The following is a 23092-nucleotide window of genomic DNA, read 5'->3' on the forward strand; positions in this document are numbered from 1 at the left end:
CTTTGTGCTTCTGCTTTATTTCAGTGTTGAAGAAGCGGATAAGATGAAAATTAACGCCTCACCTAAGCTCCTATCAAAGGCCAACGTGCATCTTTTTCATCACTCATTGGTTTGTCTCTTCTCATTTTGAACCTTGCTAAATGCTTGTTTACAGAAGGCTTTCAGTGTATAATTTAAGAGAAGTTTGTTAGAAATAGGAAGTGGTTTATGAATGTTTTTTTGATAACTGTTCTCATCCTTGGTTTACCAGTCGCAGGTGGCATCGGGGCCTGGCGCTACAAAACCCAAAAAGACTTGATGCGCATTGAACGCTTGACGGTCAGCCTTCAAATGGGATTGGACTACGTCAGAAATCTCAAACAAAGTGACCAACAAGGTCAGTATCCCCAACTCTACCGCAAGATCAACCAAGATGCCAAAGAACTAGATCGCTTAGTTGAGCGTCACAGTAACCGTCTGGATACCCAACAGTACCAAGATGCGATCAGCCTAATTCATGTGTCGTCTGCTCTAAAGCCCAAAGGAAATTTCCTCAACGATGTAACCGATGGTGTCCTCAATCTTGTGGAAGACATCTTCCCAGAAGCTGAAAAGGTCACTGCAAGGCTAAGACCCAAAGAAACTGTTGATAATCCTGATATTATCTATCAGGCAGCTGATGACAAGAGCCATGAAACCTTTCTGAAGATGCGCCACATCCAACAGGTCGCTCCAGAGATTTTAGAAACCTATACTTCCCTCAGTAAGAGCCATGAGCAAATCGTTGAGAAACTAGAGAAAGCACAACTGGCTAATAAGAAAGAGCTCTTAGCCATCCATCTCAGCAATATGAGAAATTTCAACGATGTTCTAGACGGCTATCTGCGCATCAAGGAAGATCCCAGCCAATACTTCAAAGCAGAAGACCGCCTTAAACAGGCTAAATTTTCTCTTGAAAGTGGTCAGGAAATTCTCAAACAAACCCTACGACAAATTAACGAGAATGACATGATGAATTTTGAAATTAGCCTACGCCTCTTGCAAAACGATAATTAAAAGGAGTAACCCATGACACAAACGTTCAATTTCGACATCGATAAAATTGCTAATTCTGCTGCTGTTCCAACTGATAAAACAACTGAACTGATCCAACAGACAGCTCAAGGCGAAGCTGAGTCGCTCTCTTTCTTTGATAAGTTAACCCCTGAGCAAAAAGAGGCCATTTCTAGCCGTGTTCCAGCTCTTGTTGATAGTTTTGTAGACAACCAAAACAGTCTCTTGGACTTCGGGAAAGAAGCCGTCGAAGCTGTCAACAAAACAGTTAACCACATTTTAAAGGAACAAAAAAATATCCAGATTCCTCAGGTCGATGAGCTCCTGCTCAACACTAACCGCGAGCTGAACGGTTTCGTTGCCAAGTACAAGAATGTCGGCGAAGCTGCTGATTTAGAAAAGAAGCCGAATCTCCTTCAAAAACTCTTTAAACAGGGCAAATCCAGTCTCCAAGACTTCTACTTTGAAGCCCAATCCATCGAAAATCGAATGGATGGCCTAGCAGCTAGCGTTGCTAAAAACGAAGATACTCTCTCACGTAATATTATCTCCGCTGAGCTCCTAATTGAAGAAAATACGAATTCTATTGAAAACTTAGTTGGTGTCATCGCCTTTGTCGAAGCCAGCGGTCGAGAAGCTAGCCAAAGAGCGGACCAGCTCCAACAAGAATTGGCATTGTTAGATTCTACTTCTGTTGACTATCAAGTGAAAAATGAGCAAATGATGCGGATGACCGAGGTGGTTAATTCCTTGGAGCAACAACGCACTGAATACATCAGTCGACTCTATGTCGCCTGGGCAACCACGCCACAGATGCGTAATCTTGTCAAGGTTTCCTCAGACATGAAACAAAAGCTGGGGATGATTCGTCGCAACACTATTCCAACGATGAAACTCTCTATTGCTCAGCTGGGCATGTTGCAACAATCTGTCAAGGCCGAAGTCACCGCAGACGCCATTATCAACGCTAATAATGCAGCCCTCCAAATGCTGGCTGAAACCAGCAAAGAAGCGATTCCTCGCATGGAAGCTACTGCTCAACGTCCGACCATGGCCATTGAAACTGTGACTAAGTTGGCTGAAAGCCTCGTGGCTCAAAATGAAGGCATCATTCAAGCCATTACAAACGGCCGTGCCCAACGCCAGCAATTAGAACAGGCCATCGTCCAATCAGCCCAAACCATTAACGATTCCGTTAGAATTCGAGATCGTAAGATTGTTGAAGCCTTGCTTGAAGAAGGCAAAGCTGTCCAAGATAACTTATCTCAATAAGCATAACCTCTTTAGAACAGCTAAATTCCGTTAAGTCTCATACACAACACATCCCTCTGCTACTCTTGCAGAGGGATGGTCAAACAAGGAAAACGCATAAAACCAAGGTATCCGAAACTTTGATTTTATGCGTTTCTTTAATGCAATGGATTTTGAAAGATTTTAGACTAAATGACCATCAAAATCTGAGTGAGTTGGCGCTCATTGAGTGACTACTTTTTAAGTACCACAGTAACTCAAAAATAGTTGACGGACACTTCCTGTTTAGATTTTGAATTTCAATAAGGATAGCATCATTTTTGTTCAATCTCTTCGTTTGGCTATTGATCCGATTTAAGTTGTCGCTGAAGTTCCTCTCTAATCTTAGGCTCTGGCGCAAACTCGCTTTCCCAGTGCGGTGGTTTTAAAATTTTATGAGTGACAGGGTCGTGATGAGCCCTGCCATCTGGCCAAATCTTCGCCATATTAGCTTCATGCACAAACTGAAAAAATGGCTCTGGATCAATTCCCATCAGAACAAAGCTACCATAGGTGAGGTAAAGCAGGTCAACTAGTGCATCGACCTGACTGGTCAAAGACGGTCCTACTTTATTGCTTGCCTGTTTTGAGCGAATCTTTTGCGCAGCTTTGTCTAAGGCAAGATGTAAAGCCATCACACCTTCTTCAAAGCCTTCTTGGCTTTCAGCAGCGCCATAAACCAGCTCTAATAATTCTTCCAATTTAAAATCCACACGATGCAACACCTCTTGATAACGAAATGGCCTAGGAGTCTCAGGAACCTTCCCATCCATCAGACGGTGAAATTCCTGAACAGCTTGGAAGTGATGATCCTTACGTTTCATCCCTCTGTCCTCCTTCTACCAACTGAAAGTGTCTCAAAGCCTTGGCGATCCCAGAGCGATTATTGGTATCTGTCGTATAGGTTGCTCTTTGTTTGACACGCTTTTTAGCATTTCCCATAGCAACACCTATCCCGACACCAGCAAGCATTTCTAAATCATTTTCAGAATCTCCAAAAGCCATAATCTGATTCAACTCAAATCCAAAATGCTTGGCAACCAAACCGATTCCCTTAATCTTAGACATACCTCGACTAATGACATCTGCTGCAAATGGACTACTTCGCGTAAAGGTCAATTTAGGAAATCGCCCACCGAGCTTATCAGTTTCTTTCTTACTCGCTAGCACCACGACCTGATAAATCGGCTGATTCAATTTAGAAAGCATATTTTCCTTAGTCTTCGGCCGAATTCGGCGGTAAATATGGTTAAAACCAGCCATCAAGAAATGCGCTAAAAAATCAGGCATTCGACTCGCCAGCCAGTAAGCCCACGGTTTCACTCCGACGTGTAACAGCTTACTCCCTACCACATCGTTTGCTGTTCCAAAAGAAAGATCTCGCCGTTTTAGCTGGGCATAGTCGATTAAGTCTCGGAGGCTATCCATCGGCAAAGGCTGCTCTGCCAGAACGCCTCTCCGACCAAAAATGTATTGCCCATTATAACAAACTGCTACGTCTAAGTTTAAGGCTGCCATATAGGGCATGGAGAAACTAGGACCCCGTCCCGTTGCTAAGCCAACTAGGTAGCCTTTTTGCCTCAATTCATTAATCGCTTGTATGGTTGAAGCAGAAACCGTACGATTATCAGTCAATAATGTTCCATCGATATCAAAAAATACTGCTTTTATGTTCAAAACATTACCAACTTTCTGTTTTTATGCTAAAATAAATTATACCATAGATCATGAAAAGAGGCTTTAAAAATGGTTAAAAAAATCCTAATCCTCCATACTGGTGGCACGATTTCTATGTCAGAGAATGCTGCTGGCCATGTTAGCCCTTCTGCAACCAATCCAATTGCAAATATTAGTGAAAAACCAGATCAGATAGAGGTCACCAATCTTGAAGTTTTCAATCTTCCAAGTCCCCACATCAACCCCAGTCACATGTTAAAACTCTACCAGCTGATCCTCGACAATAGCCAGCATTACGACGGCATCGTTATTACCCACGGCACAGACACTTTGGAAGAGACCGCTTATTTTTTGGATACAATGGCTATTCCACAGCTGCCAATCGTTCTGACAGGAGCGATGCGCTCCTCTAATGAATTCGGCAGTGATGGTATTTCCAACTACCAAGCTGCCCTAAGGGTAGCTGCTGATTCCAGAGCTTGTGACAAGGGGGTTCTCGTCGTCATGAATGAGGAAATCCATGCCGCCAAATACGTGACCAAAACTCACACCACCAATCTCTCAACCTTTCAAAGCCCTCTCCACGGTCCATTAGGTCTTGTCAGCAAAAATCATATTCTCTTCTTTAAACAGGCGGAAGAACGCGTTAGATTTCACCTAACCGAAATTTCAGGACTCGTTCCCATCATCAAAGTATATGCTGGAATGGAGGAGAGTCTCCTTGATATGCTGGATAAAACTAGACTGTCAGGACTCGTCATTGAGGCGATGGGCGCTGGCAACATTCCTCCCAAAGCTTGCCAAGCTCTAAAAGAGCTTCTAGATGTAGGGCTTCCCATTGTTCTAGTCTCCAGATGTTTCAACGGAATTGCTGAACCAGTCTATGCTTATCCAGGTGGTGGTGTCCAACTCCAAGAAATGGGAATTCTCTTTGTCAAAGAACTCAATGCCCAGAAAGCCCGTCTCAAACTGCTGATTGCTCTGAATGCAGGGCTCAAAGACCAGCCTCTTAAAAGTTACATTGAAGGCTAGCTCTCTTGTCCTTACATTTAACTTGTTATAATTTAGTGGCGAATGTCAACCTCGCCATCACTACAAAGAAATTCCCAATACCCAAAACGGTTTTAATTATTTTAGACGCATCGAGTGGCATTCTTATGTCAATAGGAAAAGATTAAACAGATAATTTTCCCACACCAAGTCTTGCTTAAACAGTTATCAGAAAGTATTCAAAGGAAAATCTGGTGACGCATCAAATGAAAAAACGAACTCCTCAAGTAGAGTTCGTTTTATTATATCGATCTGACTTAATTTTTAAAGGCTAGGATAGATATAATATACCTCTCCACCCCATGTTGAGGAAGTTGGATTGAACCAACCGCGATAGTTCCCAATGGACTGATTTCCTGCATAATTCGCTTCAGATACTTGGATACGATCTGGTGTTTCTACAGATGTCACCAAGGCAACATGTCCATAGCCACCACCATCTTTTGGCCAAACTGCAATAGCACCAACTGTAGGAGTTGTGCCGACCGCATAACCTGCTGCTCGCGCCGAATTTGCCCAGTCACCTGCGTTGCCCCAATGGTCACCGACCCACGGTGCCAAAACCTTAACCCCCCAAGTACATTGACCGACTGGATAAGGGTTATTCATTGCCGTTGATGAACTAATTCCTACTCCTTCTGTAGCTAGAGGAGTGACAACAGGTGTTACAGGAGCTGGTTGCTCAGTAACAACTGGAGCTGGAGCTTCTACTTTAATCACTTCAACAGGAGGTGTGTTTACAACAACCTCATTTACCGTTGTCACATCCGGCTTGACAGGCTCCGTAGCAACAGGAGCTGAAACTGGAGTTTCCGGTAGGTCTTGTTTTTGAACAAGAGAAACTACTTCTGTACTCACTTCCTGAGGTTTAATTGGCTTCGCTATCTCTTCTGGCTTAGTCTCTACTGAGGCCAAAGTTACAACTGGAGCTGGGGTCACTGGCAACACTTGCGCTGACTCTTTTGTAGCGGGCTCTGACTTATCAATAGCTGGCTGCTCAATTTTCTCTTCAACTAACGTCGTTTTCTCTGCAGAGGACTGGATAGGCTCTGCCACCTTTGTTTCCGTCACCACCTCAGTAGACTTATGTTCTGCCGCCTGAACTAAAGGCTGAACAACTGGAGCTGGAGAAACCAAAGCAACAACCTTCTCTTCCTTAACCGGTTCGAAGGCCGGAGTCTCCGGTGCTTTTTTCTCTTCAATTTGAGGCGCAGACTCAGGTTGTGCTTCAATCAATTGAGGAGCTACTGGCTTAAATCCAGTACGCACTGCTTGGACATCCTCATAGACTACCTCTTCCTTAACTACTGCTGGTTCTACTGGAGTAGGTACCACTACCGGTGCTTTAGAAACAAGATTGGTCAGCAGAGTTGTTTCTTGTTTTACTTCCTCCTTAGGCTTCTCAGAAGATTTCAGAGGTTCTGCAGATAAAACAGCCTTGGTAGTCTCTGTCGCTTGTAAAGACGGAGCGGTCGCCTCACTGGCTGAGGTTGATTGGTCTTGGTTGGTTTGAGCGACAAGCCCTACGACACCACCAAGCGTCGCTGTACTAAACAGCAAGCTGGAAAAAATCTTCTTGATCACGCTAGTCTTCTCCTATTATCCGTTAATTATCAGTACTACCATTTTAACAGATTCAAAGCCAAATGCATATTACACTTTTTTGACATATTTCCCCGTTATTATTACAACTCCATGACATAAAAGAAATTGGAAGAACTGCTCCGGAAAACGCCCTTCGACAACTCGCTCTGCCAAGCTTCTTCTTTAACTCTTTCTCAAGAGGATTTCTGTTTAATCAATCTGACCCTTATCTTCCAAATGTTCAGCGACTAACTGCCATCTAGGATCATTCTGCCAATCATCCTCCTGAACAATTTGGCTAGCCACACGTCTAGCTTCTTCTAAAATAGGATAATCCTCCACGAGGTCAGCCACTTGAAATTCGGGAATGCCTGATTGTCTGGTTCCAAAGATCTCCCCAGCACCACGCATTTTCAAATCTTCTTCCGCCAAGACAAAACCATCTGTCGTTTCTGTCATAATCACCATCCGTTTTTTGCCGGATTCTGTCTTTGGATTAGCAACCAAAATCGCATATGACTGCTTATCCCCACGCCCAACACGGCCCCTTAGCTGATGAAGTTGGCTCAGGCCAAAGCGGTCTGCATCCATGATCAGCATAATGGTCGCATTAGGAACGTTGACACCAACCTCGATAACTGTTGTCGAGACTAGGATATCAATCTGCTTGGCCTTGAAATCTGCCATGATTTCTTCCTTCTCCTGGGCTTTCATTTTTCCATGAAGGAGAGCGACCTTAGCCCTATCTTCAAAATAAGCCTCTAGCTCTTCGGCCAGAGCCACGGCATTTTTTAAATCCAAGGCTTCAGAAGCTTCTATCAAGGGTGAAATAACATAAACCTGGGCATTTTGAGCCAATTCTTTGTCTAACCAAGTCAAAACCTGAGGCAATTGCTCATGTCTCACCCAGCGGGTCCTTATCGGTTTTCGTCCAGCAGGCAATTGATCAATAATGGAGACATCCATCTCCCCAAAGGCAGTTATCGCCAGGGTCCGCGGAATCGGCGTCGCTGTCATCATCAACACATCTGGATTGACACCTTTTTCCCGAAAATACTTGCGCTGATTAACCCCAAAGCGGTGCTGTTCGTCTGTAATCACCAACCCTAAACGGTGATAGTCAACACTATCCTGAATCAGAGCATGTGTGCCTACAATCATATCAACCTCGCCGATCGCAATAGAATGTAAGACCTGGCGTTTTTCAGCGACTTTCATACTCCCCGTCAATAAGGTGATAGATAACTCCGGGAAAAGATTGGTCAAACTCTGATAGTGCTGCTCTGCCAAAATTTCCGTTGGAACCATAATAGCCGCCTGAAAACCAGCCGTCACCGCTGCATACATGGCAAGCCCTGCAACCACTGTTTTCCCTGAGCCAACATCCCCTTGGAGAAGGCGATTCATATGACAAGAGGAAGCCATGTCTTCTAGGATTTCTTTTAAACTCCGCAATTGGGCCTGAGTCAGAGCAAAGGGAAGTTCCTTGATCTTGTGCTCCAGCAAAGTCTCATCATAGCAAAGAGCTTGCCCATAATCCACAGACTTGGTTCTTTGCCGCAACACCTGCAACTGCATCTGGTAATAAAAGAGTTCTTCAAATTTGATTCGTCTGAGCGCCTGCTTATATTGGACTAGATCAACTGGAAAATGCATGGCTAAAACGGCTGCCTGCCGCTCTAGCAAACGGTATTTGTCTAAAAGCACCTGAGGGAGATTTTCTGGCAGCAGCTGATGGTAACCCGCTTCAAAGGCGCTGGTTACCAGCTTAACCACATTGCTCTGTGTTACTCCTTGTACCACATGATAAATTGGCTGCATATCATCTTGGGCTTGAGAAATAACCTTCATCCCTGTCAACTGAGTTTTTTTCTGATCCCACTTGCCAAAGATAGCCACTTGTTCACCCAGAATTAGCTTGTCTGCCAGATAGGGCTGGTTAAAAAAACTGACACCAACCACTACTTCATCCTGCTTGAGCTTAAAACTGATTCGATTACGCTTGTAGCCATAATACTGAACGTTAGCTGGGGTTACCACTTGACCAACGACCACTGCCTTTTCACCGTCTAAGAGTTCAAGCACCTGTTTAGCCTTTAAATCCTCGTAGCGAAAAGGATAGTAGAGCAGGACATCTTCGACAGTGGTCAGCCCTAATTTTAAAAACTTCTCAGCAGATTTTGGTCCAACACCTGACAAAACAACCAGTTGATCGGTCAATTCCATCCCGAACTCCTTTCCAATGCTGATTAACAATAATGCCTTGGTATACGATCACTCAGAAGACAAACAATTTCATAGTTTATGGTTCCTCTGTAGTCCGCCCAGTCTTGAACACTGATGACGGAATCCTGTTCCTGGCCAATCAAAGTCACCTTGGTTCCCAAAGGATACGGTCCCGGCAAGCGGAGCGTCACCTGATCCATGGACACTCGGCCGATTATTTCACAAGGGTGCCCGTCAACTAAGAAAGAGAATCCCTGCATATCTCGCGTAAGGCCATCTGCATAACCGATCGGAATAGTTCCAATCCACTCAGCATCTAAGGTTTGATACGTCGCCCCATAACCCACTGAGCAGCCAGCCTCCACTTGTTTAACATGAACCAATTCTGTGGTTAGAGATAAAGCTGGCTTGAGTTTGTAAGGCAAGTCTAGAACACGGCCACTCGGATTGAGCCCATAGATGGCATTCCCCAAGCGAACGGCTGAACAGATTGTCTCCTGATGCCAAAGAGTCGCTGCAGAATTGCTAGTATGAATCATCTCGGGATGCTCTACCACGTCTTTCAACAAGTTTTGGAACTGAGATAACTGTTGTTCAAGGTAGGCATCATCGGCCTCATCAGCCGTGGCAAAATGGGTAAAGAGACCCTCAAAAAGCATTCCCTGCTCCTGCATCAGCGCAATAGCCTCATTAACCTCACTTGGCTCCCTAAAGCCAATCCGCCCCATACCCGTGTCCAGCTTGACATGCACGGCTAAGCCTGATAGATCATACCCTAAGGCTACAGCCTCTTTTAGCCAAGCCAGACTCGCTACGGTCACCTGAATCTTGTACTCGTGCGCCAGGAGAAGATGCTCCTTTGGCACAACACCCAAGACTAAGAGTGGCAGGTCAATCCCTGCTTGGCGCAACTCCAAAGCCTCATCCAGATTAGACAGACAAAACCCATAGACCTGGTTGACTAAAGAACGAGCAACTGCAACTGCTCCATGTCCGTAAGCGTTAGCCTTCACCACAGCCCAGACCTTTGTTTTTTTAGGTAGTCGGGAGGTAATCTGCTCCACATTATGCTGAATCGCTCCTAGATTAACCTGAATGCTCGTTGGACGATGCTCACTACTAATCATCTTTTCCCTCCAATAGGACACTCGTCTGAACAAAACCTTCCGAATGGCTAATAGAGACCCAAACTTGGCCTGCAAAAGGATGCTTGGTAAAGATAGGGGCGCCACTTTGATCGTTCAAAATCTCTAAATCAAGAAAAGCAATCTGGCCAATGCCCGTTCCCCAAGCCTTGGCAAATGCCTCCTTGGCAGACCAACGACCTGCCAAATACTCTATCTGTCGCTTTTCTGACAAGTTCGCAAAAATTTCCAATTCTTTTGGGGTCAAAATCTTAGTAGCAAAACGCTCATTTTTAGCATAAGCTTGAGCGATTTTTGCCATAGATTGAAGGTCAATCCCGTGTCCTTTAATCATCAGGCGCTTCCTTTCATTTAAATCTTCTATTGACTAGTGACTAGCAAGATTGGAGCAAAAATCGTAATCTCTCCTGTCACTATCATCAAGTAACTCAGACGCATCGATTGGGTATTTCAAAGCTTATAAGCTGTATAGAACTCCTAAATGGTAATACACGTCACCTACCATTATCAACTGAACGCCTTAAAACCTTGAAGCTCTACTTGCTCAAACCGACCATCTGACTATTTAAGTTATTCAGACAAGAGATGACATTTCTAAACGATTAACACATTACTGCTTGTTGCTCCACTCCCCATTTTTTCGCAATCACGGCACATTTAGAGCCTGTTAACCACAAAAATAAGCACTCCATTCCTTCAAACCAACTGGCTCACGAAAAGTCTCATGAGTTGTCTTAGCGTAAGATAAGTCTATCAGAATAACGGATGGCAGATGTTTAATGCAGAATACTCTAGTTACGCAACAAGTAAGAGAGCAGGCTCTGCTAGACTAGCTTAGCTCCTCTTCCCTTCTACTAGCGAAAAGAGCCAGTTGGACCAAGTCCAGCTGACCCGCCGTCTTTAGAGAAAGAGTAACCACAACCTTTAGCATTGCCGCACTCCTACTTGCCATTATCTCAAAGTCGCATAAATTTCATGGATAAGTGCTTGGGTCTTTTCCCAACCCAAACAAGGATCTGTGATGGATTGCCCATAGACTATCGGCTCATTTTGACGCCCATCTTCCAGATAAGATTCAATCATAAAACCACGGACATACTGATTAATTTTTGGATTCCAATCACGATTAATCAAGGTTTGACGAACAATCCGAATCTGTTCCAGGTAATTTTTCCCTGAATTGTCATGGTTTGTGTCAATCAGGATAAAGGGATTCGCAAGCCCCATCTGTTCATACTGGGCAATGGCTTTTAGCAAAATGTCGTAGTAATAATTGGGTTCATTTTCCCCATAGGCATTAGTCGCACCACGTAAAATGGCATGGGCCAATGGATTGCCATCGGTATCCACTTCAGCACCATTGAAAAAGAAATTTTGTTCATTTTGCGCCGCAAAAATACCGTTAAACATGATATTAAGGTTGCCTGATGTTGGATTTTTGAGCCCGACTGGCACATCAATCCCAGAAGCCACAAAGCGGTGCTCCTGGTCTTCAACCGAACGAGCCCCAACGGCATGGTAACTAACTAAGTCATCCACTAAGACTAAATTACTTGGATAGAGCATTTCATCCGCTGTCGTCAGACCTGTCTCAGTAATCACTCGGTAATGAAGGTTTCGAACCGCCTGTAGGCCATTGATCAAATCAGGGAGCTTAGAAGTATCTGGTTGATGGACCAAGCCCTTATAACCTGAACCATTAGTCCTTGGCTTAGCAGTATAGACCCGCATCACCATAAAAATCTTATCCTTAACTTCTTCTTGCAACTGAGCCAGCCGCTGCGCATAATCCAAGACAGCCGCCTCATTGTCTGAAGAGCAAGGGCCGATAATCAAAAGCAGGCGATCATCCTCGCCTGTCATAATTCGCTGAAGCTCTTGATCTCTAGCAAGCTTTTTCTCAAGAACTGCTCCAGTTAGTCGCGTTGGTGCCTTGACTTCTTCAATGTCAACAACGCTTCCTTTTTTATGAATGCCCATTCTGCTCTCCTAATGTTCTGTAAATTTCCTGAATCAAAGCATCCGTTTTCTCCCAACCTAAACAAGGGTCTGTGATGGATTGGCCAAATACTCGCGCTTCATCTTGTCGGCCATCTTCCAGATAAGATTCAATCATAAAACCACGAACCACTTGATTGATTTTTGGATTCCACGCCTTGTTAATCAAGGTTTGGCGGATAATCCGAATCTGCTCTAAATACTGTTTCCCGGAATTATCATGATTGGTATCAATGATGATGAAGGGATTTTGCAAGCCCATCTTCTCATATTGGTTGATGGTGTCCACCAAGTTATCATAGTAGTAGTTAGGCTGGTATTTTCCTGCCTCAGTCACAGCGCCACGCAAAATCACGTGGGCTAAAGGATTCCCACTGGTTTCTACTTCCTGGCTATTAAAGAGGAAAGACTGTTTGTTTTGAGCTGCATAGACACCATTAAACATGACCGACAGATTGCCAGACGTTGGGTTTTTCATTCCTGTCGGCACATCAATCCCTGAAGCCACAAAACGGTGCTGCTGGTTCTCCACTGAACGTGCTCCAATAGCAATATAGGATACTAAATCCTCGACTAAAGATAGGTTTTCGGGATAGAGCATTTCATCAGCGGTCGTCAGGCCTGTCTCTGTAATCACACGGTAATGGAGATTACGAACCGCCTTGATGCCATTAATGAGACTAGGCGCTTCCCCTATATGAGGTTGATGCATCATACCTTTGTAGCCATCACCATTCGTTCTAGGCTTAGCGGTATAGACACGCATGACCATAAAGATCCGATCCTTGACCTTTTCTTGTAAGGCAGATAAGCGTTTGGCATATTCCAAAACAGCCGCCTCATTATCCGAAGAGCAGGGACCGATGACCAGCAAGAGCCTGTCATCTTCTCCCTTGATAATTGCTTCTAACTCTTTATCACGTTTTTCTTTTTGTTCAAGACAGTCCCCTGTCAATTTAGAAAGATGACGGACTTCTTCAATATCAATGGCTTGGCTAATTGGTTTAAATGTCAATACCTTATCCTCTACTTTTCTTACTCTTTATCCACGACCGTGACAATTTTTAAATTTCTTGCCAGACTGGCACGGACATAGATCATTACGTCCAATTTGTGATAAATCCAACTCTCGTGGTAAATCAGACTGCTCCGCTGGAATATTTCGAGTCGCAGTCGTTTGTACCTGCTGAACTTTACGTTCACGCTCAATATTGTCATGGATTTGTGCCTTCATCATGAGACGAGTCACGTCAAATTCAATTGCTCCAATCATGTCGTTAAACATCTTGAAAGCCTCTGCCTGATATTCTACGACTGGATTGTTCTGAGCGTAGCCACGCAAACCAACCGCACTGCGCAATTGGTCCAAAGCGTCAATATGGTCTGTCCATTTATTATCAACAACCCGTAAAATCAAGACCTTTTGGAATTCTTTGACGGCTTCTTCGTCACGGAGCTTAGCAACCTGTTGGTCATAGATGTCAATCGCCCTGTTGTAGAGTAGATCCTTGATTTGGTCATTGGAGAGATTTTCCAAGTCTTCAAAACTCAAATCTTCCTCTGACACCAAAGCCATATGCGCAAAATTCAAAATGGACTCAATCGCTTCCTCACGGTTTTTCAGATGTGCATGTGCATCTACCTGACGTTCAATGGTTCGACGAATCATCTGTTGAATTTCTGGTGCCAAGTCACGGTCTGAAGTGATGACATCGTGACGTTCCCGGTAAATGATTTCCCTTTGTTCGCGCATGACGTCATCATACTGCAAGACCTGCTTACGGGCGTCATAGTTATTTCCTTCTACGCGTTTTTGAGCACCTTCGACCTGACGAGTAAACATCTTCGATTTAATCACAGACTCTTCCTCAGTCAAGTTAAAGCGTTCCATCGCAGCTTTGATACGTTCTGATCCGAAGCGACGCATTAATTCATCTTCTAGAGACAGGTAAAATTGTGATTCACCTGGATCTCCCTGACGACCTGAACGGCCACGAAGCTGATTGTCAATCCGGCGACTTTCATGACGTTCTGTCCCGATCACACAGAGCCCGCCCAATTCACGAACTCCCTCACCGAGCTTGATATCTGTACCACGTCCTGCCATGTTGGTCGCAATTGTAACAGCCCCACGTTGCCCAGCGTTCATGATAATTTGCGCTTCTTTGGCGTGGTTCTTCGCATTCAAGACTTCATGCGGAATGCCCTTTGCCACTAATTTACGTGAAATCAACTCAGACGTCTCTACTGCAACTGTCCCCAGCAGAACCGGCTGGCCTTTTTCGTAGCGCGCCTTAACATCTTCAACAACAGCATTAAACTTGGATTCTAAACTTGGGTAAAGTAAATCTTCGTGGTCAATACGAGCGATTGGCTTATTGGTTGGAATCGGAATAATCCGCATGTTGTAAATTTCACGGAATTCTTCTTCTTCTGTCTTACCGGTCCCTGACATACCTGCTAATTTTTTGTACATGCGGAACATGTTCTGATAGGTGATACTAGCAGATGTTTTCGATTCGTCCTGAATCGGAACCCCTTCTTTGGCTTCAATAGCCTGATGAAGGCCATCAGAATAACGGCGCCCTTCCATGGTACGTCCTGTAAACTGGTCCACAATTAAAATTTCTTGCTGATCAGATACCACGTAATCAATATCCAAGGTCATGATGTAATTAGCCCGAAGAGCATTATCAATAAAGTGCGTCAGGACAACGTTCTCAATGTCATAGAGATTAGTTAAATGAAAGAAAGCTTCTGCCTTATCGATCCCAGAGTCAGACAAACCGATGGTTTTAGAAGGAACATCAATAATATAATCATCCTTATCCAGTGATTTGACATAGCTATCAGCACGATGATAGAGCTGACCCGCTTCCCCAGTTTTAGCTCCCGACACAATCAAAGGTGTTCTCGCTTCATCAATCAGAACAGAGTCCACCTCATCAACCACCGCATAGTTCAATGGGCGTTGAACCATGTCCTCAGCACGAACAACCATGTTGTCACGAAGGTAGTCGAAACCGATTTCAGAGTTGGTTGAATAAGTGATGTCACAACGGTAGGCATCACGCTTTTCAGCTGGTGACTTGGCGGCCAAGTTAATCCCTACAGAAAGCCCCAACCAAGAGTAAAGCTCTCCCATCTCCGTCGCATCACGCGTTGAGAGGTATTCGTTGACTGTCACAACGTGGACTCCCTCACCAGTCAAAGCATTAAGGTAAACCGGCATGGTGGCCGTCAAGGTCTTCCCTTCACCAGTACGCATCTCTGGCACATCCCCATGATGGAGGACAATTCCTCCCATGATTTGCACAGGGTAAGGATAAAGTCCCAGGACCCGTTTAGCTGCTTCACGAACAACCGCAAAAGCTTCATACAAGAGATCATCTAGGCTTTCGCCGTTTTGGTAACGTTGTTTAAATTCTGGTGTTTTGGCTTGGAGCTCTTCATCAGAAAGTGCCGCCATTGCATCCGCGTAGCTTTCCACCTTCTGAGCCATTTTTTCAAGCTTTTTCAATTCCCCTTTGTCGTTCTCAATCAGGGTTCTGAGTAAATTAGTTGCCATCATTTTTCCTTTCGAAGGTAATCACCCTATCATACCACAAATCACCTCAATTTTCAACAGATTTCCATTGGCAAATCGTACGCATGAAAACTTTCTCTTCCTCCTTTGTGCCCTGACATCAATTTTAAAAAGATAGCTTTTTAACTCAATCATCCTTTTAACCTCTTTCTCCAAATAAGAGGAGCCAAGCCACTTCCTATCAATAACGCGACACCTTGAGATTAACCTTTTGAGAGCTGATTCCCCAGAAAGTTTTTACGTCAGATAGTCTACTTTATTCACGAAGTAGACTATCTTTCATTGCGGTGGAGCATTTACACTGTTGCTTCCAAAACTATTTGTTTTGTGTTAAAATAGTAGACAATGAAAAGCTCTACATGCAATAAGGTAATTCGGATGTGATCCCATGTTAGCTAGCAAGAAAGCTGTGGTATTGACGAAAGCAAAAAGTCTTCAATCTTAATCTAACTGATTTTTTACACAGAATATTAAGTAGCTTGAAAAAACTGAGAAAACACCTATACCAATTTTGCATCAACGGGTTGTGAAAAGTTATCTTAAAAGAGGAAAAATAGCTATGAGAAAAAAAAAGAAAAGTTTTATCAGGAGAAATCTTCCCTTTCTGCTGATATTTATTATTGGGTTTGGTGTGCTGTTATACCCCCAATTATCAAGAATTTATTATACCTTCCAAGCGATTGATACCGTACAAAAATTCTCATCTGAAAAAGACAAATTAGATGATGAAGAACTAAAAAGACGCTTTGAACTAGCTCAAGCTTTTAACGAGACCTTGCACAACGTTGTCACCACTGATCCTTATTCTGAAGACAAGCGTAGCCAAGGAAAGGCAGAATATGCGCGTATGCTGGAAGTTCGTGAACAAATTGGACATGTAGAAGTGCCTCCGATTGGAATTGATATTCCTGTGTATGCAGGAACACAAGAAGAGAGTATTTCCAGAGGTTCTGGTCATTTGGAGGGGACTTCATTACCTATTGGCGGCATTAACACACATGCGGTTTTAACTTCGCATGCTGGTCTTCCAACTGCTAAGTTGTTCACAGATTTAAAAAAAGTCAAAGAAGGTGATGTTTTCTATGTCCACAACATCTTTGAAACATTGGCATATGAAGTTGATCAAATTAAGGTAGTTGAGCCGACAGATTTTTCTAACTTAATGGTTGTGGAGGGGCAGGACTATGTTACTTTATTGACTTGTACGCCACCTGTACTGAACACCCACAGGCTTTTGGTTCGCGGACACCGTATTCCTTATGAGGAGAAGGCGCATCAGTATCACTCAAAACAATTTAGAGATTATGTGCCATACCTTATTATTTTATTAGCGATATTATTTGGTCTTTTCTTGTTATGGCTCTTGTGGAAAAGGAGAAAGCATGCGCAGGACAAATAAGAAAAAAAACTCATCCGTCATCTATCATGTAATCTTTTTATTCGGATTTCTTTGTCTGCTCTATCCCTTGATATCCCATGTTTATTATAGTCATCGTGCTAATCAGGAGATTTCACGCTTTGAAACAGCGGTGAATACTTTAGATGATATTGAACTTAGGGAACGCTTTGAACTGGCTCAAGCTTACAATGGAACACTTGATCCTGCTAAAATGGTTGACCCCTACTTTACGGATAAGGAAAAGAAAGGCATTGCAGAATATGCACGGATGTTGGAAATTAATGAACAGTTAGGCTATGTTGATATTCCAACCATTGGTACAAAACTCCCCATTTATGCAGGAACAACTGAGCGTGTATTGCAAAAAGGAACGGGACATTTAGAAGGGACTTCCCTCCCGATTGGTGGGGCAAGCACACATACGGTTATCACCGCCCACCGTGGATTGCCAGAAGCAAATCTGTTTACTGATTTGGACAAAGTAAAAGAAGGACAGGTTTTTTATATCAGGACGATTTTCGATACCTTGGCTTATGAGGTAGATCAGATTGTGGTTGTTAATCCTTCTGATTTTTCAAAGGTCCAAGTTGAAAAAGACCAAGACTACGCCACATTATTGACATGTACACCTTATATGGTTAATTCACATAGGCTCTTGGTTCGTGGGCATCGGATTCCGTATGATGCGAGCGAAACACGTTTTGAAAAGCCAGCAATTTTCTGGGGACAACGTCTAGTTGAGTTCTTATTGTTCTTCCTGATCTTTTTAGCCATCTTAGCAGTCATCTTGTATCATCAAAAAAGAAAGAAAAGGTCATGAAAAAACAAGTCTACGGGTATATTCTAATGATTGTGGGTGTTGCAATGATTTTTGTGATGGTAAGCATCTTAGCTTATAGTCCAATTCACAATACCGTTGCTTATCACAAACAATTAACAGTTTCCAAGGATTGGAGTAGCGCGAAAGAAGATGTTTCTAGCGCCTATAATGATGCCGTTCACCAGCAAGATTATGCAACGAATGACCCTTTTTCAGAAACCGGTAAAGGTGAACTCCCTGTGTTAACGTCTTTGGATGAGGACGGGATATTCGGCTATGTGAGAGTTCCTAGTATTGGATTAACTCAACCACTTAGGATAGGTGCTACTGAGCAACATCTTGCGTTAGGAGCAACGATTGTCACGGGGACAGCTCTTCCGACAGGTGGCATCGGTAATCGGTCTGTGATTGCTGGACATCGAAGCTGGTATGATGACATTATGTTTATGCGGATTAATGAATTGAAGACAGATGATCGTATCTACATTGATTTAGCGAATCAAACCCTAGAATATCGTGTGACAGAATCAGTTATCATTCCAGCTGAGGATTGGGAGCAGCTAAAAGCAATAGAAAACAAAGATATGGTGACCTTGTTGACTTGTGAACCGCTCTACCCTCCTTTTGATTATCGGCTATTGGTAAATGCTGAGCGCGTTCCAACAGTTAAACTAACTTTGCCTGCACCTGCAACGGTATCTCTATCACATGAGGTGATAACAGTTGTAACCAAAGAATATTGGCTAGCCCTTATTTGGATTCTATTATTAGCATTACTGATTTACTTAGTTATAGCATGTAAACGACGCTTAAAAATGGAGAATCCCAAATCCTTGCCGTTGCAGAATTCATCAGACAATGTGAACGGGTAGAGAAACTAGGAGAGTGATTGGCACTTTCGGAATGATCAGAGGTGCTTCTTAGATGGCTCTATAAGACTGTAGTGGGTAAATCGTAACCGCCCAATAACGAAGTATCTATAAAAATAATCCAACCTCCCTTAAACTGTTAATAGAAAACAGAAATGGAGGTTTTTCATTATGCCAACACCTATCGTTCCCTTACCCCCCTAAGCCTCGTCACTTTGAAAGAAAAAACAGAAACACTATTCTACTGAAAGTACGTCTCGGAAAAGTGGAACTCACTTTCTTTCACGCTATTAACGAAGAGACGTTAGAGACCATATTAGATAAGGTACTGCTCTATGACAATCCAACTCAGTGATTTAGGGCATGTTTATCTTGTCTGTGGGAAAACGGATATGCGTCAAGGAATTGATTCACTGGCCTATCTCATCAAAAGCCAATTCGCCTTAGATCCATTTTCAGGTCAAGTCTTTCTCTTTTGTGGCGGATGCAAAGACCGTTTTAAGGCTCTTTATTGGGGTGGTCAAGGATTTTGGTTGCTCTATAAGCGGGTTGAAAATGGGACACTCACCTGGCCAAGCTATTCTCAATCAGTTCAGCCCAGAAGAGGTGCACCACAAATTAGAAGGTGGCAGTTGTCCTGATTGTCAGGGTGAGCTTAAAGAGATTGGAAGCTGTATTCAAAGGCAGGAATTGGTCTTTATCCCTGCCCAATTAAAACGTGTTGACCATATCCAACATGCCTATAAATGTCAAAGTTGCAGTGAGGAGGGCCACGTTGATAAAATCATTAAGGCACTTGTACCCAAAGCACCGTTAGCTCATAGCATTGGGTCAGCTTCTATCATCCTCATACAATTCATCAGAAATTTAATCTGAAGGTTCCGAATTATCGTCAGGAAGAGGATTGGAATAAAACGGGCTTGCCCATTCCATTACATGTAAAGAGATTGCCAACTGGCATATCAAATCAAGTCAATACTATTTTGAGCCTCTTTATGACCTTTTACGTGAGAAATTATTGGCGCAGCCTATTCTTCATGCGGATGAAACCTCTTATCAGGTCTTAGAAAGCGACAGGCAGAAGACCTACTATTGGACGTTTTTATCAGGCAAGCAGGAAGTATGAGTTTACTTGAGACGGCCAAGAGACACGACTTGAATACTGAAAAATACATCACCCATCTTCTAGAACATCTTCCAAATGAGAAGACACTCGCAAAAAAGGAGGTGCTAGAGGGGGATTTGCCATAGGCAAAAAACATGCAGAAAAATTGCAAATAGAAAAAGTTCCGGAGCTAATATTAACTCTGGAACTTTTTCAATATACTCTGTTATTGGGCGGTTACTACCTTGTATTTTCATTGCGCTAAACATAAAACGAGAGAAGACTAAACTTGTCCTCTCTCGGTGTTAAATTGGTCAACCCACTACAGTTGACAAAGAGCCCTATTTTCAAACATTTTGGTGATTAGGCCTCGTCCTTTTCACGAGAACTTACCAGATAATAACCAACTAAAAACGTTGTAAAGCCTGCGACAATCACACCAATTACCACTGCATTCCCTGTATAGGGAACGACAATTTTAGGTTGTTTTTTAGGTCTATTCACAATCGTTTTCGGGGACTCTTGATTAGAATAGTCTGTTATTTCAAAAGGGATAGCCTCTTTGAGTTGTTGATAACCCGTCGGAGCTTTGATTTCTCTTAACAGGTAGCGACCAAAGGGGAGATTACTTACCTCAACGTTCCCTTCAGCATCAGACATGACCACATAGTCTTGACCTGAGCGCTGAATAGCTTCTTCTTGGCCACTGTCGTTAACTTGAAAGACTTGAAAAAGTGCTCCAGCAAGGCGACCGCCTTGACTGGAAACTTTTCTGAAGCGATAACCACCTAATTTACTTTGTGGCTCTACTTGATGTTTAGCGTTAATCGTTTGACCGGCATGCTTAGGAACATCTATGAAGAAGGGAACTAAGTGCTTGCCTGCATTTGTTTCCGCCTGTCTCACATAGTAATGCCCATCAGGCAAATCCGTCAAGACAATCTGCGCTTTCTCATCATTGGTCGGTGTGACAAAAGGCTTGCCATAACGTTGGCTCAACTCTTCGTTGCTAAGCTGATAAAGGGTATCAGCTGAATTTGTCGAATCAACCTTCCAAACGAGTAAGTGAACTTGCCCAGCCTGAGTTTGTTTGTCCAACTGAATGGTGATCGGTAAGTTAGCCGTTTCGGCGGCAACTGGACGGAGGAAGAGGAAAATGCCCAAAACAAGTGTTAAGACACTTATCATTTTTTTCATGTCTGTCTCTTCTCCTTTCTGTTTAGGTTATGCTCGGTCAGCTTCGCGTTTTTTCATTGCTACGAAAGCAAATACCATCAATCCAAGACCACCGATAGTAAAGAGCACGGTACCGATACCACCGGTTTGCGGAATGGTAATTTTCTTGTTGGTAACCTTAGTATGCCCATCGATTCCTGTAGCATCGTTCCAAGTATTTGGTCCCACTTCAAATTCTACATCTGCAGTCAGTAGCGCATAGCCTTCAGGTGCTTTTGTTTCTTGGAGGAAGTACTTACCTGCTCCCAAACCTTTGACTTCGAAACGTCCCGCCTCTCCAGCTGTAAATGTATATGCTTGTTTTTGGTCATCAATCCAATCCCATTGATTGTTCATAATGCCATAAGCCAAGTCGCGTGCTTTTTGAAGAGTCTCAATTTGGTCTTTCGATTGATTAGCTTTCACCGCTTTTTGATAGGCTGCTTCTGCGGCTTCATATGCTGCTTTTTCTGCAACTCTTTGGTCATTTGGTTTCGCTGCTAAAAATTGTTCCTGCGAGTTTTTCACCACAAACTCTGCACCTGCAAGAATATCATTTTGGTCATTAACTTTGACAAAACGGCGACCATAAGTGATAACTTTAGGTTCTTTTGGTCTAATAGGTTCTGGGTTGTAGTTTTCTTCGTTGTTAACTGTCAGTTGTCCTGCTCCATTAGGCTTATAGTCTGGCAATGTTTTTTGAGTTTTCTGTTCACGAACAACATACTTTTTACCGTCTTCTAAACCACTAACAGTGACACTTTGTTCTCCAGCTTGCAGGGTTACAGTCGCTACTTTTGTACCAGTTAGCTCTTCATAAACATCAAACATAACTGAGACTTTATTTGCACCAACGCCCCACGTCTTTGTAATCACAAGTTCACCAGACTTTGGCTCAACAGTTGGGGGTAGCTTAGGTAAAGAATCGATGCCTGGACGGTTACCATAGTGGAAATCAACCGTGTTAGGGATTTCTGTATCCACTTTAGCAGAGGCGTTCAGCACACCACTATAAGTTAAGGTAATCGTAGCAATATTTGCTTTTGCCGCTTCTTTAACTTTTGCCAATCCTGTCTCTGTCATGCTTAAGACAAAACCTCGAAGTGACTCTGCTAGAGTATAGTCTTCATCTTTGGAAAGTGCTACATCACCTAGCATAATCTTCAACGACCCTGTCTTAAAGTCCAGACCTTCAACCATGACATCATCCCACGCCATTGTTTTATAATCAGCGTCTTTAGGAATGTTAGTTGTCACCTTATAAGGGATTTCTGTCCCAATAGCATATGGCTTGGTCTCAATTGTCCCATCATTAAATGTCTTATCAACTGTTGGCTTATCCTCAGTATTCTTCGGATAAACATGAAGGGGATCTGTAACAGAATAGTTGCCTGTGCCATCGTATTTAGTCTGTGGCAACGTTAGGGTAAATGGCACTGCTTTTGCGCCTGTTAACTCAGAACCGTTTTGGTTATAGTATGGTGATTCCGCCTTATTTTCAACAAAGACATACGTTCCTATAGGCAGAACAAAATTCGCTCCGTCTTTCTCAGTCATTGCACTTTTGAATGGTTCGGCAAGATAGCGACTATCAGCTTCAAAACCACCGTTTCCGACTGCTGTTCCAGTTTCAGCTGCCAACTCCGCTCCAGTCTTTGTATTGCTATCGGCAGTATTGACTTTCATATAAACATCGAAAAATACACCTTCAATTTCTTTAGCAGAGTTATTTCCAAAATATTTCTGCAAATCTTCAATCTTGCCACCGGAATATTGCTTAGGATCTTCCTTATATTGAAAATTTGCCAAGTCCTCTTGGTTCATCAAGATTTTATGGACAACAACTCTTGTGGCACCTTCAGGCTCATATACCGATGCCTTAACAACTGTCCCTACTGCTGAAAACAGGCTCGTTAGGACGAGCAGGGCTGCTGCCAGCAGGTTCATGATTTTTTTCATGAGATTCTATTCTCCTTATTTTTCTTTACGTTGATAAATGTGGGGGATCTCCCCGTTTCTTCAATGCGCTAACTCCCATCTTTTCTCCTGTCTATCCAGTCCCCCAGGCATTGGCAGGAGAAAAGATGGGAGGCGCT

Annotated in this window: 17 protein-coding genes and 3 pseudogenes; 10 read left to right on the top strand and 10 right to left on the bottom strand. The window is 43.3% G+C overall.

What is annotated here, in order from left to right; translation table 11 throughout:
• The first annotated feature begins 207 nt into the window (after positions 1-207).
• Both HF992_RS03560 and HF992_RS03565 read left to right on the top strand, forming a co-directional pair.
• Positions 208-1035: a hypothetical protein gene (locus HF992_RS03560; RefSeq protein WP_168548689.1), complete on the top strand. Its 828-nt coding sequence runs from the start codon at positions 208-210 to the stop codon at positions 1033-1035.
• 12 nt (positions 1036-1047) lie between these two features.
• Positions 1048-2304 carry a toxic anion resistance protein gene (locus tag HF992_RS03565; RefSeq protein ID WP_168548690.1) on the top strand — a complete coding sequence of 419 codons (1257 nt, stop codon included), beginning with the start codon at positions 1048-1050 and terminating at the stop codon, positions 2302-2304.
• Between the two features lie 320 nt (positions 2305-2624).
• Here the strand turns inward: HF992_RS03565 and HF992_RS03570 are convergent.
• A pseudogene (locus HF992_RS03570) lies at positions 2625-3999 on the bottom strand (Cof-type HAD-IIB family hydrolase).
• Between the two features lie 69 nt (positions 4000-4068).
• Between HF992_RS03570 and HF992_RS03575 the strand changes: the two are divergent.
• Positions 4069-5031 carry an asparaginase gene (locus HF992_RS03575; protein WP_168548691.1) on the top strand — a complete coding sequence of 321 codons (963 nt, stop codon included), beginning with the start codon at positions 4069-4071 and terminating at the stop codon, positions 5029-5031.
• Between the two features lie 282 nt (positions 5032-5313).
• Here HF992_RS03575 and HF992_RS12170 read toward each other — a convergent pair whose 3' ends face one another.
• From HF992_RS12170 to secA, 7 genes are all read right to left on the bottom strand, one after another.
• A complete protein-coding gene (locus tag HF992_RS12170; protein WP_343032946.1) occupies positions 5314-6633 on the bottom strand; it encodes a CHAP domain-containing protein in 1320 nt (439 codons plus the stop codon).
• Between the two features lie 210 nt (positions 6634-6843).
• Positions 6844-8859 (bottom strand): ATP-dependent DNA helicase RecG, encoded by a 2016-nt coding sequence (recG, locus tag HF992_RS03585; RefSeq protein ID WP_168548692.1) that lies wholly within the window; start codon positions 8857-8859, stop codon positions 6844-6846.
• Between the two features lie 23 nt (positions 8860-8882).
• Positions 8883-9986: an alanine racemase gene (gene alr / locus HF992_RS03590; protein ID WP_168548693.1), complete on the bottom strand. Its 1104-nt coding sequence runs from the start codon at positions 9984-9986 to the stop codon at positions 8883-8885.
• On the bottom strand, positions 9979-10338 hold the full coding sequence (acpS, locus tag HF992_RS03595; protein WP_168548694.1) for a holo-ACP synthase: 360 nt from the start codon (positions 10336-10338) through the stop codon (positions 9979-9981). Before acpS ends, alr begins: the two co-directional genes overlap by 8 nt.
• A 617-nt stretch (positions 10339-10955) precedes the next feature.
• Positions 10956-11984, bottom strand: a complete 1029-nt coding sequence (locus tag HF992_RS03600) for a 3-deoxy-7-phosphoheptulonate synthase (RefSeq protein ID WP_168548695.1) — start codon at positions 11982-11984, stop codon at positions 10956-10958.
• On the bottom strand, positions 11971-13017 hold the full coding sequence (locus HF992_RS03605) for a 3-deoxy-7-phosphoheptulonate synthase (protein ID WP_168548696.1): 1047 nt from the start codon (positions 13015-13017) through the stop codon (positions 11971-11973). The genes HF992_RS03600 and HF992_RS03605 overlap by 14 nt, the downstream gene beginning before the upstream one ends.
• A 27-nt stretch (positions 13018-13044) precedes the next feature.
• Complete coding sequence (gene secA / locus HF992_RS03610) at positions 13045-15570, bottom strand: preprotein translocase subunit SecA (RefSeq protein WP_168548697.1); 2526 nt, start codon at positions 15568-15570, stop codon at positions 13045-13047.
• Positions 15571-16147: 577 nt separating this feature from the next.
• Here secA and HF992_RS03615 point away from each other — a divergent pair.
• The 7 genes and pseudogenes from HF992_RS03615 (at position 16148) to HF992_RS12340 (ending at position 19927) form a co-directional block, all read left to right on the top strand.
• Positions 16148-16987 (top strand): class C sortase, encoded by an 840-nt coding sequence (locus tag HF992_RS03615; RefSeq protein WP_168548698.1) that lies wholly within the window; start codon positions 16148-16150, stop codon positions 16985-16987.
• Positions 16971-17807 carry a class C sortase gene (locus HF992_RS03620; RefSeq protein ID WP_168548699.1) on the top strand — a complete coding sequence of 279 codons (837 nt, stop codon included), beginning with the start codon at positions 16971-16973 and terminating at the stop codon, positions 17805-17807. Before HF992_RS03615 ends, HF992_RS03620 begins: the two co-directional genes overlap by 17 nt.
• The gene (locus HF992_RS03625) at positions 17804-18679 is read left to right on the top strand and encodes a class C sortase (protein ID WP_210729397.1); all 876 of its coding nucleotides are present in this window, start codon (positions 17804-17806) and stop codon (positions 18677-18679) included. Before HF992_RS03620 ends, HF992_RS03625 begins: the two co-directional genes overlap by 4 nt.
• Positions 18680-18847: 168 nt before the next feature.
• Positions 18848-19031 (top strand): annotated as a pseudogene (locus HF992_RS11925) (hypothetical protein).
• Positions 19012-19317 carry an IS66 family insertion sequence element accessory protein TnpB gene (tnpB, locus tag HF992_RS11930; protein ID WP_425505587.1) on the top strand — a complete coding sequence of 102 codons (306 nt, stop codon included), beginning with the start codon at positions 19012-19014 and terminating at the stop codon, positions 19315-19317. Before HF992_RS11925 ends, tnpB begins: the two are co-directional and overlap by 20 nt.
• Positions 19250-19796: pseudogene (locus HF992_RS11935) on the top strand (transposase); the annotation flags it as partial. The gene tnpB and the pseudogene HF992_RS11935, both read left to right, overlap by 68 nt.
• A 2-nt stretch (positions 19797-19798) precedes the next feature.
• A complete protein-coding gene (locus tag HF992_RS12340; RefSeq protein WP_168548700.1) occupies positions 19799-19927 on the top strand; it encodes a transposase domain-containing protein in 129 nt (42 codons plus the stop codon).
• A 217-nt stretch (positions 19928-20144) separates the two neighbouring features.
• Here HF992_RS12340 and HF992_RS03645 read toward each other — a convergent pair whose 3' ends face one another.
• Positions 20145-20978: an MSCRAMM family protein gene (locus HF992_RS03645; protein ID WP_168548701.1), complete on the bottom strand. Its 834-nt coding sequence runs from the start codon at positions 20976-20978 to the stop codon at positions 20145-20147.
• A gap of 27 nt (positions 20979-21005) precedes the next feature.
• Entirely contained in the window at positions 21006-22955 is a 1950-nt protein-coding gene (locus HF992_RS03650) for a SpaH/EbpB family LPXTG-anchored major pilin (protein WP_168548702.1), read from the bottom strand.
• Positions 22956-23092 lie beyond the last annotated feature (137 nt).

Origin of the sequence: Streptococcus ovuberis, assembly GCF_012396585.1 — a bacterium.
GTDB classification, from domain to species: domain Bacteria; phylum Bacillota; class Bacilli; order Lactobacillales; family Streptococcaceae; genus Streptococcus; species Streptococcus ovuberis.